Origin of the sequence: Fulvivirga imtechensis AK7, from assembly GCF_000331535.1 — a bacterium.
GTDB lineage: Bacteria > Bacteroidota > Bacteroidia > Cytophagales > Cyclobacteriaceae > Fulvivirga > Fulvivirga imtechensis.
The window spans coordinates 17,730-34,514 of the sequence record NZ_AMZN01000111.1 but is presented as its reverse complement, the minus strand read 5'-3'; the positions used below and the strand labels follow the sequence as shown (position 1 = coordinate 34,514).

The window sequence follows — 16,785 nt, the reverse complement described above, 5'->3', positions numbered from 1 at the left end:
GGAAGTAATGTCTCTATAAATAACATCAAATAAAATGACAAGCATCATAACCTGGTCAAACCTCTATCATTGTCGATCGTAACACATACACTATGAAAGATCTTACCATTACAGGTACTTACACAGACCTCTACCAGCTCACAATGGCACAGGTGTATTTCCTTACGGGGAAAAATAATGACGAAGCAGTTTTTGATTACTTTTTCAGAAAACTGCCTTATGAAGGTGGTTACACCGTTTTTGCAGGACTGGGCACGTTCCTCGATATCCTGGAGGATCTGCATTTTACCAGGGCTGACATAGACTACCTGAAGGGCATCGGGTTAAATGAACAATTCGTCAACAGCCTGGAAAGCTTTAGGTTCAGGGGTACCATCTATGCAGCCCGAGAGGGTGAGGTAGTTTTCCCGAATGAGCCGGTGCTCAGGCTGCAAGGCAATATGATGGAAGCGCAAATAGTGGAGACTTTGCTGCTCAATATACTTAATTTCCAATCGCTCATTGCTACTAAAGCAGCTCGTATGAGGACTGTAGCAGGCGATCGAACGCTCAGCGATTTTGGGCTAAGGCGCGCGCAAGGCACCGGTGGCTACCATGCTACGAGGGCGGCTATAGTGGGTGGTTTTGACTCTACCAGCAACGTAAAAGCCGCTTTAGACTTCGGTATTCCTGCCGTGGGCACCATGGCACATTCCTTTATTCAAAGCTATGACGATGAGCTGGCTGCCTTCCGTGACTTTGCCATTCACCGCCCTGAAAACTGCATACTACTTGTAGATACCTATGATACGCTTAAATCCGGGATACCAAATGCTATCACAGTGGCCAAGGAAATGCACGAGCATTCGCAGCAGTTGCTGGGCGTGCGCCTGGATAGCGGTGACCTGGCGTACCTGTCGAAGAAAACCCGCAAGATGCTGGATGAAGCCGGTCTACACGAGGTGAAGATCACCGCCTCCAATCAACTGGATGAATGGGTAATTAAAAGCTTACTGGATCAGCAGGCGCCAATCGATATTTTCGGAGTAGGTACCAGCCTGGTAACTGGTCCGCCCGATGCGGCTCTGGATGGCGTCTACAAACTGGCTTATGCCCACCGGAAGCCAAGGATCAAGCTTTCAGAAAATCTCAAAAAGATCACTTTACCCGACAAAAAACAGGTTTATCGCATGATCAATGGTGAAGGTAATTTTTTCGGTGCAGATGTTATCACGCTGGCTGATGAAAATGTTCCCGACATCATGTATCATCCCGTGGAGCCTGATAAGTCGCTGGAGATAAAAGGTCTTACTTCCGAACCTCTCCTTCACAAGGTGATGGATCAGGGAAAGATTGTTTTCACCCCTTCTTTGAAGGAGATAGCTGCCTATTGTCAGGAAAGACTGAACATGCTACCTGACGAGCATAAGCGATTCTATTACCCCCATATCTACAAAGTCGGTTTAAGCGAAAAACTGCGCCACAAACGAGATGAAATGAAGAAATACTACAAAAAGTAATACTATGAATGAATCGGTAGTTGGCAGAAGCAGTAGGCAAAAAAGGCCGTCTGGGCAATAAATACGGAACTTAATTCAAAAAATCAAAAATCGTAAATATATTCTATACACATGAGAACATTGATCATTGTCGATATTCAAAATGATTTCATTCCGGGTGGCAATTTGGCCGTACCTGATGGTGATAAGATCATACCCATTGTCAATGAACTGCAAAAATCTTTCGATCTGGTGGTAGCTACTCAAGACTGGCACCCGGCCGATCATAAGAGTTTTGCATCCAACCACCCGGGTAAAAAAACCTTCGATACCACAACACTCCATGGCCTGGACCAGGTACTATGGCCAGACCATTGTATGCAGTCCTCACATGGCGCTGAATTTCACGTTGGCCTTAATCTAAACAGAGTAGAAGCTATATTCCGAAAAGGCATGGACCGGGAAATAGACAGCTACAGCGGATTTTACGATAACGGCCACAAAAAATCAACAGGGCTGGCAGGCTACCTCAGGGAAAGAAATGTAAAAAGTGTATATGTCTGCGGCCTGGCAGCAGATTATTGTGTGTTTTTCACAGCCAAGGATGCATTGCTTGAGAAATTTGACACCTATCTGATTGAAGATGCCACAAAACCCATTGACCCTGCCGGTTTTGAAAAAGCAAAAGCCGAGCTTGTTGCTTTGGGGGGTAGGGTTGTTAAGAGTTTCTAGTTTCTGGTTTCTGGTGACTGGTGGCTGGTTTCTTTTCTTATATGTTCATATACGCAAACTACTCTCCTTCTGGGAGGAACAGAGGTGGGTAAAAACTGATGTTTGATATATTTTGCTTAAATCTCAAAGCTTTGCAGCTACCCGTGCTTCCGACTTCGGTCTTCTGACTTCCGGCTTCCGTCTTCCGACTTCTTTTAGGGTCCTTTGCACGGAAAGCTTTACTAGTCCTTATAGGCTTAGTAAAGCAGCATTCGTAACTCACGACTCAAGATTGATATTTTGCTTACAGCTTGAAGCTCAAAGCATGCAGCTAAATAGATCGGTAAACATGAATGGTTTCATATACGCAAACTACTCTCCTCTTGGGAGGAGAAACAGAGGTGGGTAAAAACTGATGTTTGATATATTTTGCTTAAATCTCAAAGCTTGCAACTACCCATGCTTCCGACTTCGGTCTTCTGACTTCCGGCTTCCGTCTTCTTTTAGGGTCCTTTGCACGGAAAGCTTTACTAGTCCTTATAGGCTTAGTAAAGCAGCATTTGTACTCAATACTCACGACTAAATACGCAATAGCCAAAAGCATTCATCCCAGCCAAAGCTTAAATTAAAAAATTCAAGAGGAAAGACATTAACAGAACAACAGAGATCAGTATTAATAAAATAACAGAAGCTCTTCTTTTCGCTCTGTGTAACTTTCTCCTCTTCCAGGCTATCAATTCATCATAATTAGAGGTCCCTATCCTTTCTGACTTATTGACTGAGGAATAAGGATTATCCTTCATTGAAGCTCGTTGGTTCATGAGCTTACGGTTTTGACGGTAAGAATCTCTACCCTGACCTGCAAATCCTACGCTTCCTGTCATCTGAATTAACTATCTTAAGTTAAATAAATAATGCTTGTAAGAAAACACTAAATAAATAAAGGAATTATTTTATTGGTATGCAAATCGGGGGCTTGATGCAGGCATTAAATCCTCACATTCTTATTAAATGCTGTAATGGCTGATGGATTACCCATGATATAAATGATATCATCCTGCAACACTTTGGTTTCCTTGCTGATGTCTACCAGGAAATCACCGTCACGCTGGATGGCCAAAATGGTAACTCCATATTTTTGCCTGACCTGAGATTCTTCCAATGACCTGCCCACTATTTCGTTACCGGACCTCTTAACTGTGAGGGAGCTGATGCGCAGGTTAGGTATATGTAAACTGGACATGCCGGTCGCAGACTTGGGCCTTAGCATCTGGTAGTTGTCATTCCTAACCGTTTCTACAAACTGTTCAATCTCCTCCTCGGGAACCAAATACTTGCTTAACACCCTCGTAAATATCTCCACAGATGTCTCAAATTCCTCGGCAATCACGTCATCAGCGCCAACATGCAAGTTGGGCTCCATTTCATTGATATACCTGGTCCTGACAATGATATAAACGGTTTTGCAAATGCTCCTGATCGCGGACACTATCTTTTTGGTTGCGGCTGGATCGGATATGGCTATTACTGCCACCCGGGCGCTCCAAACATTGACATGCTCCAGTATAAAGGGATTAATGGCATCACCAAACAGAATAGGCTCGCCCTTCGCTTTCTCTACTTTTACGGTTTCCGCATTCATTTCGATAATCACGTAAGGAATATTAGCTTTTTTCGCTGCCAAAGCTACGTTCCTGCCGTTTATACCGTACCCAACAATGATTACATGGTCAGCCAGGGCCTGAACATTCTCCCTTTCGGTGTCTTTCTCATTCCAATAAGTGAACTTAGCCAGTCCTTTCGAGAGTTGCGTGGATGAAAACAGGTTAATGATGTTGCCTGAAGCCATCATCACCAATGGCGTAAGCCCCATGGAGAGTATGGAAATAGCCAAAAAATATTGATTCGTCACCGGACTCACCAGACCTGTCTCTATACCTACTTTCGACAATATAAAAGCAAACTCCCCCACCTGAAATAACGACAGTCCGGTAAGAATAGCGACTCTGGGAGGGTATTTTAATATAAATCCGGCAAAAGTGGCTATCAATCCTTTAACAACAAAAACAAGCAGTGTAAACCCCAGCACAGCTATCAAATGCTCGTAAAAGAAAGCTACATCCAGCAACATACCGATAGAGACGAAGAAGAAGCTGGTGAATATCTCTCTGAAAGGCAGTACCTGGCTGGTAGCCTGGTGGCTATATTCCGACTCCGAAATGATCAGTCCGGCAATGAAAGCACCCAATGCCAGTGAAAGGCCTATGCTGGAGGTAAGCCATGCCACTGAAAAACAGGAAACAACGATGGTAAGAATAAAAAGCTCCCTGCTTCGTGTTTTTGCCACTTCAAACAACAGCCTGGGAAATACATACCTCGCGGCAAGGATCACCAGACCAACTACCAACAGGGTCTTTAATGCCAGTGAGAGCAATGTCATAGCTACATCCTCTGTCTGCCCGGCAAGGATAGGGGCAAGCAGCATCATGGGTACCACTATCACATCCTGAAAGATCAGTATGGCCAGGGCTATTTTTCCATGTGGGCTATTGATCTCGCGTCTGTTCTGCAATAAATTTAGTACAATGGCAGTACTACTCAGGGAGAAGAGGAAGCCTATAAAAACAGCCCGGGGGAGTGAGTACTCCATCGATAAAGCGATAAGTGCTGCTACGGCTATCGTCATAAATACCTGGAAGCCACCGCCCAGGAAAACCGCCTTTTTAATTGCCGATAAACTCTTGAGCGAAAACTCCAGCCCAATGATAAAAAGAAGTAAGATCACTCCTATTTCGGAGAGGATCTCTACCTCATGCGATGCCTCTACCAGGCTCAAGCCGTGGGGGCCCGCCACTATACCGGTGATCAGAAAACCGAGGATCGTGGGCAGCTTCAACCTCTGAAAAATCAGAATAACAACGACCGAGAGGCCGAGTATAACAATAATATCCTGGAGCAAGGGGATTTCCATACAAATGGCAGCTTATGCTTAAAATATTTGTTTCCTAACATACATCACAATACTCTGGTTAAGGATATATGTGATAAAACTATATTTTTAAAATGAAAACCTGCTCCTGAAATGTTGTAATTCATCAGTCAGCGATCCGGGATTAGTGAGAGACAATGCTTTGTTCAACGCTGCATTGGGCTTTACACGGAGTTCTCTCAACTTCAAATGCTGATTTACAAAAATAAACTCCAACTCCGGGATCAATTCCTTCAAAGTGTCGACAATATCAAGCACTTGCAGGTCTCTATTCACCAGGTTGTAAGTACCGGAGGCCAGTTCCCCATCAATTACATGCGACAGCGCCTGTGCAACATGGTCTATATGAATGAAAGATCGATGCTGCTTGCCATCGCCATGAATAGTAATACGTTTATAGAAGTTAGCCTCAAAAACAAATTTATTGATCACAGCATCAAAACGCATGCTTCTGTTGTAGCCGTATACATTTCCACAGCGGAAAATGTAGGTATCCATTTTATCCTTCAGTCTGCCTACATGCTCCTCAGCCCGCATTTTAGATATCCCGTAGAAAGTTCTGGGATTCGGCACGGTATGTTCATCAACCGATGACTTTGATGAGCCATATACACCGGTACTGCTGGTAAAGATGAACTTCTTTACATCACTCTCCTCTATGGCATATACCAGCTCGGCCGTTCCCCAGTGGTTGACCTGCTCATAGAAATGGGGATCCGTATTAGCAAAAGGAGTAGTTACTTTGGCCGCCAGGTGATATACCACATCTACACCATCCAGCACCTTTTTCAGGTACCTGGAGTCGAGTAACTCGCCCTTAATAAAGGTAATACGCTCACTATTTTTAAAGGTATGTCCCAGGAAAAGATTAAAGTTGGAGCGACTTAAATTGTCATAAATGATGATCTGCTCAACATCTTCCCTTTGCGAAAGCATGCTTACCAACTCGGTACCAATATATCCGGCACCACCTGTAATTAATATTCTCATAGCTTTATTTACTTACCAGATCTGTATGTAATCCACACTCGGTTTTGTTCATTCCATACCAGCGTGCTTCCCTTTCCATCATTTCAGGATCCACCTTGCGGGTACAAGGCTCACAGCCAATACTCAGGTAGCCGGAGTTTTCCAGTGGGTGCTTCGGTAAATTATATTCTTTTTGATATTCATAGATCATTTTCGCATTCCAATCCAGCATGGGATGAAATCGTATGGCACCATGCGGAGCCTTCTGTTCTACCTTCATGCTCTTTCGCACAGCGCTCTGGTCGGCTCGTACACCATTGATCCAGATATCGTTCTGCATGAGCAGGGCGTCTACAGGCTGAGTCTTATTCAAATAGCAACAGTGGTCAGGATCAGATGTAAATAACAGTCTGCCGTCAGGCCCTCTTTGCATAAACTTGGGCGTATTGGAGCGCAAGTCAACCGTTTTGAGTCCAAACTCGGCCGCTACCCTGTCTTTAAACTCTACCGTCTCCGGGAAGTGATAGCCTGTGTTGATAAATATTACGGGAATGGTTTTATCAACTCTGCTAATAATATGTAAGAGTACAATGCTATGCGATTGAAAAGATGAGGTGGTAAACATCTTCTTTCCTTCCGCTTTATATATTTCGAGTTGATCTCTTATAGCTTCAAAATTCACAGCACCTCCATTTTTTAAGCAACCAAAGTTATCATAATGAGCATGAATAAGAAATAAATTTACTGATAAGTGATACGGTTTTTTTCAACCTTTTGGCTGTATCCACCGTCTCAGATGTAAATGCAAACGTTGGAAATGCGGTGGATGGCGGGGGTTACTGGTGGTTGGTCACTTCTGGTGGCTGCTCAGGTCCTGTATAGTTGCTGGCTAAAGATATGGTATTCGTGCCACCACTCTCTTCATAGTTCCAATAGTGGTGGCACGAATAAATTAAAACCAAAATCGTAAAACTGGGAACTGAGAACTAAGAACTAAAAACAAACAGGTTATTCCATCCCCCTCACCCACTCTTTGATCAGTTCCACACCTTCTTTATGTACAATAGAACGCCCAAGTTCCGGCATCATAATAGCAGGGTCGTTAGATTCCATGCGGTAAATCAGTATTGACTTATCGGGTTTTCCCGGCACGATGTCGTATTTCAGGCCTCCGCTACCTTTTCCTGCCGCCACCGGAGCTTTAAACACTCCCATAGTACTTGCAGCAGCATTCCGTGTCAGGTCTAGCCCGGAGTTTTTGGCCGGACCATCCTTCCGGTGACAATGGGCGCAGTTAATCTCCAGGTAAGCACGGGCCCGGTCTTTCAGAGATGCTGAACCATCTTCCCAATTGACCAGCAGCGGCCATTGATCCTGAGCGGGAGCTTCTTTCAGCCATCCCATGGCTACAAGCTGAGCCAGTTGATTTTCGATACCTTCTTCGTGTACCTTATTCAGTTGTCGAGCTGACGGACCTATGGGCACGATCTTACCACCAATATCATGACAGCTCTTACACTGCTGCATATTGGGCACAGCATAGGCAACACCAATCCCTGAAGCCAGCTTTACGGACATTTGCCGGCCGGTAATCTCGAGATATGCCTCGGTCTGTTCAGGATCCCAAAGGTATGGCAATGCCTTCCATCCACTTTCCTCATGGATCAGCAGCCGTGTCTCTAAAATTTTACCTGTGCCAGCCTCCAATTGCTCATGGGAATAGTAGAAGTTTTTGATGAGTACGGCACCCACAGGGAATTCCAGTACGTCCTCCTCATTATATGTGATCTCCGTACCTTCAGGAAGATATATGAACCTTTTCTTTAGTGCGTAGTCCGTAAATAACGGGGTATTGATGTCATAGGGAAATACACGATCAGTTGGCTCCAAATTGGCAAGCTTCCCTTTGAAGAAGCCGTAGTCAGATAACTTAGTCTTCCCTACTCTGGCATAAGTGGCAGTATCGGGCATTTGCCAGACAACAGATTTTGCATCTGGTGAAAGACTCTTTTCCTGCTCATGTTTAGCGCCACATGAAAGCAAGGAGCCCACTATCAACAAAACAAGTACCTGCTTCATCCCTAAGGCTTACATTTAAAGATATCCGGATTCGTCTCTAACTTATCAAAGTCATTGGCAGCATCCAGATCCGTAGTTTTCACACCTTCTCCCTCCTGAATGCATATCATGTATTCAGGGTTAACCGTACCATCTTCTGCAAAATATTCAGGAGCGCGAATACCATCCCAGGCGATGTCGGGTAATGAGAACCCGAAGTTGAACAAGAAAAGTTTCCCGAAGTCATTATTAAGTGCAGGAAGTATGTAAGAAGAGCTGATCTCGTTGTCATGAACGTATATCCTTCTGGGAAAGGGGTTGTAATTTTTATCTTCTTTATAGTTGTTGTTCACGGTTTGAGCAGAACCTTCGCCCTCTGATGCCTCTCCCTCTGCAGATATGGCCGCTACCAACTCATAACTAATGATAGCCACACCAATAGTCTTGTTATCCCTGATTTTATTGTTGTAGACCTCTACACCTTCCGTGGCTAATACGATCATACCTGTACCCTTTGGCACCACGCCCACAATATTTCCCGGAGGAGCAAAGTTGGCCAGGTTATTTTCATACACCTCATTATTATAGACCCTGATGTTCTTGCCATATCTTGTCAGCCCGGGAAGATCAAAAACCAATATACCTCCCGTATTATTATATGCCGTATTGCCATAGATCTCCACATTTTCTGAATTTTCACTTTCTATACCTGCCACATTCCACCAGGTTTTATTGTTCCTGATGATCACATCTTCAGACTGCCCTACATATATGCCGGCATCACTGGCTCCCAGTACTTCACAATCCTCGATCAGCACATTTTTACAGATAACAGGGTAAAGGCCATAAGCGCCATTCTTTTCCGACACCTTCCCTGTCCAGGCAGATCTTACACGCCTGATAGTAACCCCATCCGTATCCGTTATTTTTATATTGTCACCGGCAGCATCTTCTATGGCGAGGTCCTCAATAGTTATAGCCGTGCAATTTGCCACCCGAATGCCCTCAGCGCCTTCCTGCTGCCCCTTAAATGAGAGGACAGTCCGGTCCATGCCCTTTCCCCGGATCGTAACATGCTTCTTTCCATCCAGGATCAGGCTGTTATTGAAGATAAACTGTCCCTCGGGCAGCTCTATTACCGTACTGTCTTCGGCTAGAATAAATTGAGATAATAATTGCTGTTGGATGTCTTCAAATTGTCTTTCCGGCTCATAAGTATTGCTTTCGCAGGACAGCACCAACACCCCCAACAGCAATGCTATTGTGGTTTCTTTTATCATCAGATTAGGTTTTTTATCAAAATAATGATAAGATATGGAATAATACTGAATACGACTCATTAAATTACATCAGTTTTTTTAACACTTGTAATGTCTTCATAGGAATTGACCAATGAACAAAACGCTACCACCGTTTAGCTGCTCACATTCTCCCAACTTACCAGAACTGCTCAATCAATTGGGCTGTACAATTGTCATTAGCACCTATCAGGCGGGTAAGGTCATCATGATCAGCGCCATCAATGACAATAGCCTTATCCAACTACCGAGAAATTTTCAAAAGCCGATGGGGCTTGCATTCAAAGGAAATAAGATGGCGGTGGCTACAACTAATGAGGTTTTAATATTGGGTAATGCGCCACAGATGGCTCCCAATTATCCCAAACAAACGAATACTTATGATGCTTTATTTCTGCCACGCTCAGTTTATTACACAGGCGCACTCGATATTCACGATCTGGAATGGGTCGGCAATGAAATATGGGCAGTGAACACCCTGTTTTCATGCCTTGCCGTAGTTGACGAAGAATATAGCTTTAAGCCAAAGTGGAAACCTGCTTTCATCTCGGATCTGTCTCCACTGGACAAGTGCCACCTTAACGGGTTGGCCATGGTTAATGACAAACCCGGGTATGTCACTGCATTAGGCGAGTCTGACACACCGGAAGGCTGGCGCAAAAACAAGAGCAACGGAGGTATCATCATTGATGTGGAAAGCAACGAAGTCATTGCCAGAGGATTAGCAATGCCTCATTCCCCAAGGATATATAATGATCAGTTGTTTGCCTTACTTTCAGCCACCGGTGAACTTATCAAAGTAAATACTCAAAGTGGCAGGTATGAGGTTATTAAAAAATTTGATGGGTTTGTTCGTGGCATGACACGGCATGGAGACTATCTTTTTGTAGCGCTGTCAAGGCTTAGGGAAAATAGTTCGACATTCAACGATCTTCCCATTGCAAAACGGTCTCTTTTCTGTGGTATTGTAATACTACATATGCCTACAGCAGGTATTGTCGGTTATTTAAAATACGAAAATAGTGTAGAGGAGATCTACGATATCAAAGTAATACCGGGTTTCAAAAGACCGGGACTGCTAAACCATGAGAAAGCCGAACATAGAATGGCCCTCACCTCCCCTGAAGGCGATTTTTGGGCTGTTGCTAAAACAGAAGAGTAATAGCCATGAGAGAAGTAACCATTGATGATATGCTGCATTATTTCAAATGCCTGGTACACCAGGAGACAGGTATTGAAGTTGACAAAATAGACATTGACAGCACGTTTCATCAATTGGGACTTGACTCGATAAGTTCCGTATACCTGCTCGAACAGATAGAGCGCCACTATCGCATCCGCTTTACACCGCTTTACTTCTGGGATTATCCAACGATCCGCTCATTAGCTATAAAACTACACCAGGAAAACTTTGCTTAGCCCATGCACTGGAATCCACTTGATAGTAAAAATATTGCCAACCCGTATCCTCTGTATAAGGAGCTGAGAGAAAATGCCCCGGTATTTAAAGCGCATACTGGTGAATGGTTGATCACCGGTTATCCTGAGATCAGGCAAATATTGAAAGACAGCCAGTTTCTTGTGGGCAACAAGAAAGAATGGCTGAACAAAGGCATCACTTATTTTAACCAAAAAGATCAGGATTTCTCTGCCATTGCTGACGCCATAAACACATTTATCCTTTTGATCAACCCCCCGGAACATACTAAAATAAGAAAACTCGTTATGGCCGCCTGGGATGACCGGGTGGTGGAAAAGATAATCGATGAAAACGTAAGCTCATTATTAAAAAGCCTAAGGGGCCGTAAAAATTTCGATGCTGTTAATGATTTTGCGAGTCATTTACCGGCTATGACTATCGCGCAGATCATGGGCATACCGCCAGAAGACTATGTACACCTGCGGGATGCGGGGCGTGATATGATCAAAGCAGTTGATCCATATAATACCTACAAGGATTTTGTTGTAATGACAGATGCAGCCAATCATTTTATAAGCTACTTCTCTTCAATTATAGCAGCCAAAACACTTCACCCCGGCAAAGACCTAATCAGCAAAATTGTAGTGAACAACCAAAAAGAAAGCCCGCCATTATCTGCCTCTCAGCTCGTGTCTCTCTGCATATTTTTATTTATAGCTGGAGAAGAAACCACTATTGGTTTCGTTAGCACAAGTTTGCTCAACCTGCACAAAAATCCCGAACAGCGTCAGTGGTTAACCGGCCATATGCAAGCGCTGCCTACAGCCATTGAGGAATTGCTGCGGTATGACGGCCCGGTACATTTGCTGGGTAGGATTGTTGGCGAAGATCTTGAATTTGAGGGTCATGCTATGAAAAAGGGCGAGGTTGCTACTTTATGCCTGGCCAGCGCTAACCGGGATGCCAGACAATTCGAGCAGGCGGATCGATTCCTCCCCCAGCGTACGCCTAACCGCCACATCGCCTTTGGTAGCGGCATCCACTTCTGCCTGGGTGATTGGCTGGCTAAAAAGCAGGCGACCATTGCTTTAAGTAGATTTCTAAAAGCCTTTCCCAACTACCAGTTGGATATGGATCAGATAGAATGGAACAACAATTTGTCCATACGCTCCCTGAAAAAACTTATGGTTCAGGTTTGAGATGTGAGATGTGAGATGTTCGCCTGACGCTTAATTCTCCCTCCTATGCCTTCGCTTTGACCTTGGCGCGCTCTGCTCTCAGCGCTAAGCGCTATATTTTTGCTCCCGGAAAATAGCAAACTCTAAGGTGATGTCCTGCTTTGGATCTGCCTATAAAAACAAAACCTGTACTAGGATATACGGCTTCCCTTCTTTGCTGTTTCATCTGTTCATTTTCTACCAGCGTGATCAGTCCAATACAATCCGTTTTTTGCTCCTGGTATAAGGCACCGAAGTAATCTCTGGTCAGGACTGCGAGTTTGTCTACCAGTCCGGGTATCCTGTAATCAGGGTGTATCAACGTACGGAAGGCATAAAAGTAGTTATCATTCAACTGTTTTATCTTTGCTCTTTGCGCTGTAGTCACCCCTATTACCTGGTCATTATCCAGTGCCATAAACACCAGTTCATTGGCCCGGGCATTTATATCTACCTGTGGAGGAATAGCGTTAAGGGCTGCCCAAAAAGAGATCACTTTTTGCTTTAACGCCTCATCCTTCTGTTCATATATGTTCTTAAAAACAATGTTCATATGTATAGTTTTAGAGATATGAGAGTATTGAGATAACTCGAAGTCCGAAGCGTATCACTGGAATATTACTCATACCCTTTTTGCCTAATGCTTTTGCCAACGACTATTCCGGCTTAGCATTATTATCATTTCACACAAGTAAATTTCGCTCCGTACGGTAACCTTTTAATCACCTTACCAGACAAAGTAACGCTCAAAACAAAATAATTAATATGAATACTTCATTTTATCTAATTAGAAAAGGGGAAATTCCCCCATTTGATGATTACTGCATTTAGAATTCAGATCATTTTTTGTACCTTTCGTTTTTAAAATCAACCACTTACAGAGATATATGGGCAATCATCTCCAATCCCTTTATCGGCATACATTAACCAAGTATAAGAAGTATCGCTCCAGATACCGGAAAAGTATCCAAACCGGACTTTATTTCCAATATTCTCAAAAAAAACAACGCCTGATCCTTGAGAGGATAGAGAAACTAAAGCAACGGCTGGCTTCTTTGAAATGGCAGATCAAAATGGCTATTGCTTCCGGGGCCCTTGTAATGGCGCTGCATGCAGCTCCGGCTCAGGGGCAGGAGTTGGGACCTTTTGTCGAGGCTCCTGCTAAAAATCCTTTTCCTCCTCCTCCAGTCAGTCGCCTAACCCGAGAGCATCCGGCAATTGTAGATATTGATAATGATGGGGATCTCGATGTATTTATCGGTCTAACCTCAGGTACTATTATTTTCCTGAAAAACGAAGGCTCAGCAGAAAAACCTTATTTTGTACAACAGTTTTCAACTGATAATCCAGCCAATGGAATTGATGTAGGTTATAATGCCACACCAACTTTTGCCGACCTGGACGGAGATGGAGATTATGATCTGATTATTGGCGAATATGATCAATACCCTTATACCCCTTATGCCAACATTAACTATTATGAAAATACAGGTACAGCCTCCGCCCCTGTATTCACTCTGCCTTCGGGTGAACATCCTATGGACAATGTTTTTTCTGATAGCTTCTATGGTCATCCTGCCTTCGTAGACATTGACAATGACGGTGATCTGGATGTATTTGTAGGAGGTGCAAGAAATACAATCTATGCCACATATAGGGAAACCATTAAATTCTGGAGAAATGACGGCTCACTTCCCGTTGCTCAATTCACAGCCGAAGAAGGGGCTTCAAACCTCATTTCGATAGTAAACCCGGAATTTGGCGGCACGTTAGACCATGCTGCACCGGTACTCGTGGATATTGATGGCGATGGAGACAAAGATATGTTTGTTGGAGACATCAATGGTGATATTCGTTTCTTTAGAAATGATGGTACTGCAGAGTCTCCCAGTTTTCCTGCAGAAATAACCGGTACGGGTAATCCCTTTGATGGTCTCACAGCACCTTCATTTGCCTCCCCGGAATTTGGCGACTTTGACAATGATGGGGATTTTGATGCCATAGTAGGTGGTGGTAGTTCTGACCACATCCAATACTTCGAGAACATTGGTACTGCATCCGCTCCTCAATTTGTTGAAAGATTCGGACCACTAAACCCCTTTCAGGGTGTTGATGTGGGTTACCATTCTACACCAGCCTTTGTTGACATAGACAATGATGGCGATCTGGATGCTTTCATAGGAGGAAAATACAGCGGCTATAATACCGGTTTTGTAAGATTCTTTGAAAATACAAATGGCACTTTCCAGGAAAAAAACTCGACAGAAAACCCGGTTGAAGGGCTCTCAAATGTCAATTTTCAGAACCCCTCTTTTGTAGACATAGATGGTGATGACGATCAGGATTATTTTTTGGATATAGACTATGATATTCTTTTTTACGAGAACACCGGTAATGCATCTTCCATGGAGCTTGGGTCTGCCAATTCATCGTTACTGACTCCTGATCTTGAAGGTATTGTATATAATTATAAAACAACTTTTGCTGATGTAGACCGGGATGGAGATCTGGATGCTATCGGTGCACATACGGGATATCCGGGTGGTAACCTTAAATATTATAAAAATACAGGCACGGTGAATAGCCCTGTATTTACCCTGGATGATTTAAACAACCCATTTTCAACCTTAACAGAAACTGACCTTTCATACTCTCCGACCCCTGAGTTTGTAGATATTGATCATAATGGCCATGCCGATCTGTTCGTTGGGCGTAATACCGGAACCATTCTCTTTTTTCCTAATACAGGAGCGGAATCATTTGATATTAGCATGACTTCTGCCAACAACCCGCTGGCTGCCGTAAATGTATCTTCAGATGCAGCACCGGCCTTTGCAGATATAGATGGTGACGGAGATCTTGATGCCTTTATTGGAAGTTTTAGTGGAAGGATTACCTACTTTGAAAACCAAAACCAACCGCCCGAGATTGTCACCAATGTGGGATCAGCACTAAGTTTCACTGAAAATGATGCCCCCCTGATCCTGGATGCAGGCTTTGCCATATCCGATGATGGTGACGATGATATTATCAGTGCAGAAGTAGCCATTACAGCCAACTATATCAACGGTGAAGATGTACTAACTTTCACCCCACAAGGCGGAGTAACAGGATCATTCAACGCTTCCACTGGCGTTTTAAGCCTTAGCGGTTATGCTAAACTGGCGGTTTATGAACTAGTATTACAATCCATCACTTACGAAAACACCAGCGAAAATCCTTCACCGGCACCACGTACCATCGAGTTGACAGCCATTGATTTCGATGCTACAAATCCGACATCCGCCACGTCCATGACGGTCAATGTAATACCGGTAAATGACGCTCCGGTGCTGACAGCAACAGGTAGCAATGTAACCTATACCGAGGATGACGACCCGGGTGTGGTCATTGATCCGGGAGTTATCATTTCCGATGTAGACAATACTACGCTAAGCGGGGCTACGATAGCCATTACAGCAAATTTCGTTGATACAGAAGATGTGTTGGATTTTACTGATCAGAACGGTATTACCGGGAACTATGATGCCGCCACAGGTGTGCTGACACTTTCCGGCTCGGCTACCCTGGCACAATATGAAGCCGCTTTGCGAAGTATCGCGTACCGCAATACTTCTCAAAACCCTGATCCGGCTACAAGAACAGTCACTTTTGAAGTGAATGACGGCACCGATCCCAGCAACACTGGTACAGCCACTGTAGCCGTGGTGCCTGTAAATGACGCACCGGTCATTTCTTCTAACAACGGCACGACCGCCACCGACTATTATGTAGAAGAAAGCCCTGTCATCATCGACAATCTAATCACGATCTCGGATGTAGATGATACTGACCTGGAAGCTGGTGAGGTAAGGATTACAGATTTTGTTGCGGGAGATGTACTTCATTTTACTGATCAAAATGGTATTACGGGAAGCTACGACACACAAACCGGTATATTAGCGCTATCGGGAACAGCCACTATTGAGAATTATACAACAGCGCTTCAATCCATCACTTTTGAAAACAATAATGCTGCTTCGGGGCAACGTCAGATCGAATTTATCATAAACGATGGCAATGCGGACAGCAGTCCGTACATCCGAAACATGAACGTAATAGCGAACGAACCCCCGGTCGTGGATACCACGCCTCAATCTACCCAGGTGGGGAATATTGTGACGATTGACCTGTGTGACCTGATATCAGATCCGGACAATACATATAGTGAGTTGACCATTACCGTTGTCAGCATCACCTCCGGGGCTGCTACTGATATCTCAGACTGCATATTGACCATTAACTATGGTTCCACTGGTTTCTCAGGTCAGGATCAGCTCGTACTGCAAGCCTGTGACCCTTCCGGGGCCTGTGACCAGAATACTATTAATATTCAGGTAGATGAACCATCAGGGCCTTTGACCATATACAATGCCGTCTCCCCCAACGGAGATGGACTTAACGACTGGTGGGAAATTGTGAACCTGACAAGTCCGAATAAGATTGCATTGTACAACCGGTGGGGTGACCTGGTGAAGACGCTTACAGACTATGCAGGCCATACACCCAATACCTTGCTTAACGATTTACCTGCAGGCACCTATTACTACAAAATAAAATCACCGCAAGGCGATTATGAAGGATATTTAGTGATCAAAAAATAAAT

General features: G+C 44.1%; 12 protein-coding genes. 6 read left to right on the top strand and 6 right to left on the bottom strand.

The window, feature by feature from the left end:
• The first annotated feature begins 92 nt into the window (after positions 1 to 92).
• Both C900_RS25295 and pncA read left to right on the top strand, forming a co-directional pair.
• Positions 93 to 1,499 carry a nicotinate phosphoribosyltransferase gene (locus C900_RS25295; protein WP_009583246.1) on the top strand — a complete coding sequence of 469 codons (1,407 nt, stop codon included), beginning with the start codon at positions 93 to 95 and terminating at the stop codon, positions 1,497 to 1,499.
• Positions 1,500 to 1,610: 111 nt separating this feature from the next.
• Positions 1,611 to 2,210 carry a bifunctional nicotinamidase/pyrazinamidase gene (gene pncA, locus C900_RS25290; RefSeq protein WP_009583245.1) on the top strand — a complete coding sequence of 200 codons (600 nt, stop codon included), beginning with the start codon at positions 1,611 to 1,613 and terminating at the stop codon, positions 2,208 to 2,210.
• Between the two features lie 967 nt (positions 2,211 to 3,177).
• On the opposite strand, the gene C900_RS25285 is transcribed toward pncA, so the two are convergent.
• The 5 genes from C900_RS25285 to C900_RS25265 form a co-directional block, all read right to left on the bottom strand.
• The gene (locus C900_RS25285) at positions 3,178 to 5,160 is read right to left on the bottom strand and encodes a monovalent cation:proton antiporter family protein (protein ID WP_009583243.1); all 1,983 of its coding nucleotides are present in this window, start codon (positions 5,158 to 5,160) and stop codon (positions 3,178 to 3,180) included.
• A gap of 87 nt (positions 5,161 to 5,247) precedes the next feature.
• On the bottom strand, positions 5,248 to 6,168 hold the full coding sequence (locus C900_RS25280; protein WP_009583242.1) for an NAD-dependent epimerase/dehydratase family protein: 921 nt from the start codon (positions 6,166 to 6,168) through the stop codon (positions 5,248 to 5,250).
• Between the two features lie 4 nt (positions 6,169 to 6,172).
• Positions 6,173 to 6,829: a phosphoadenylyl-sulfate reductase gene (locus C900_RS25275; RefSeq protein ID WP_009583241.1), complete on the bottom strand. Its 657-nt coding sequence runs from the start codon at positions 6,827 to 6,829 to the stop codon at positions 6,173 to 6,175.
• A gap of 326 nt (positions 6,830 to 7,155) precedes the next feature.
• Complete coding sequence (locus tag C900_RS25270) at positions 7,156 to 8,226, bottom strand: SO2930 family diheme c-type cytochrome (RefSeq protein ID WP_009583240.1); 1,071 nt, start codon at positions 8,224 to 8,226, stop codon at positions 7,156 to 7,158.
• 2 nt (positions 8,227 to 8,228) lie between these two features.
• Complete coding sequence (locus C900_RS25265) at positions 8,229 to 9,485, bottom strand: parallel beta-helix domain-containing protein (RefSeq protein WP_009583239.1); 1,257 nt, start codon at positions 9,483 to 9,485, stop codon at positions 8,229 to 8,231.
• A gap of 112 nt (positions 9,486 to 9,597) precedes the next feature.
• On the opposite strand from C900_RS25265, the gene C900_RS25260 reads away from it, so the two are divergent.
• From C900_RS25260 to C900_RS25250, 3 genes are read left to right on the top strand one after another with little or no spacing between them, the layout of a single operon-like run.
• Positions 9,598 to 10,665 (top strand): TIGR03032 family protein, encoded by a 1,068-nt coding sequence (locus C900_RS25260; RefSeq protein ID WP_009583238.1) that lies wholly within the window; start codon positions 9,598 to 9,600, stop codon positions 10,663 to 10,665.
• A 5-nt stretch (positions 10,666 to 10,670) separates the two neighbouring features.
• Complete coding sequence (locus tag C900_RS25255) at positions 10,671 to 10,922, top strand: acyl carrier protein (RefSeq protein WP_009583237.1); 252 nt, start codon at positions 10,671 to 10,673, stop codon at positions 10,920 to 10,922.
• A gap of 3 nt (positions 10,923 to 10,925) precedes the next feature.
• Positions 10,926 to 12,122, top strand: a complete 1,197-nt coding sequence (locus C900_RS25250) for a cytochrome P450 (RefSeq protein ID WP_009583236.1) — start codon at positions 10,926 to 10,928, stop codon at positions 12,120 to 12,122.
• Between the two features lie 91 nt (positions 12,123 to 12,213).
• Here C900_RS25250 and C900_RS25245 read toward each other — a convergent pair whose 3' ends face one another.
• A complete protein-coding gene (locus tag C900_RS25245) occupies positions 12,214 to 12,693 on the bottom strand; it encodes a hypothetical protein (protein WP_009583234.1) in 480 nt (159 codons plus the stop codon).
• Between the two features lie 334 nt (positions 12,694 to 13,027).
• On the opposite strand from C900_RS25245, the gene C900_RS25240 reads away from it, so the two are divergent.
• Positions 13,028 to 16,783 carry an FG-GAP-like repeat-containing protein gene (locus tag C900_RS25240; RefSeq protein ID WP_009583232.1) on the top strand — a complete coding sequence of 1,252 codons (3,756 nt, stop codon included), beginning with the start codon at positions 13,028 to 13,030 and terminating at the stop codon, positions 16,781 to 16,783.
• Positions 16,784 to 16,785: the final 2 nt, after the last annotated feature.